The following is a 710-nucleotide window of genomic DNA, read 5'->3' as shown; positions in this document are numbered from 1 at the left end:
CAGTGAGACTCCGTTAAGTGCAACCCGCGCATTGTTCCCCGCAAGAAAACGGGGACGGGTCATGGACGGACGGCTGCCAGGGATGGGGGGCGGGGCGCTACGCGCGCTGCAGTGGCCATGCTGAACGTACCGACACTCTGGACGGTCTTCGCCGTCAACTTCCTGGCGCTCGGCCTGATCTGGGCCTATGTGACGCGCTCCTATCCGAAATTCGCGGCCGCACGGTTCTGGATGGCATCGGCCTTCGTCGCCGCGGCCGGCGCGATGGCGGCCCTGGTCCGACTGTTCGTCTCTTCTCCCTTGCCGTTGCTGTTCGGCGCTGCCGGTGTCGTCGCGGCGAGCTGCCTCGCCGCCATGGGCATTCAGCGCTTCTACGACCGGCCGGTGTCATGGCGCCTCATGATCGTGACGGGCGCCTTGAGCCTCGGCGGTGTCGTCTTCTTCATGGTCGGCTTCGAGAGCATGCAGCTGCGCATGCTCAGCTACACGATCGGTCAGGCACTGCCGCTGGTGCTGTCGCTGCGTCTGTTGCTGTTGCCGCCCGAAGGGCACGTCAATCCGGGCGCCCGTCTGGCCGGCATCGTCATCATCACCATCATTGCGATCTTCCTTGCCCGTGCGGTGGGCAATCTGCTCGGCCACGATTTCTCGGCGGTCGCCGGCGGTCAGACCCATGCCGTCCTGGTGCTGGGGCTCCTGTTCCTTTCTAT

1 pseudogene is annotated in these 710 nt (G+C 65.4%); it reads left to right on the top strand.

Going from position 1 to position 710, the window contains the following annotated elements:
• Window positions 1-117: 117 nt before the first annotated feature.
• Window positions 118-710, top strand: a pseudogene (locus AC1D00_RS43980) (GGDEF domain-containing protein); the annotation flags it as partial.

This window comes from Bradyrhizobium sp. P2_E8, from assembly GCF_056403875.1.
This window is presented reverse-complemented; position numbering and strand designations above follow the sequence as displayed.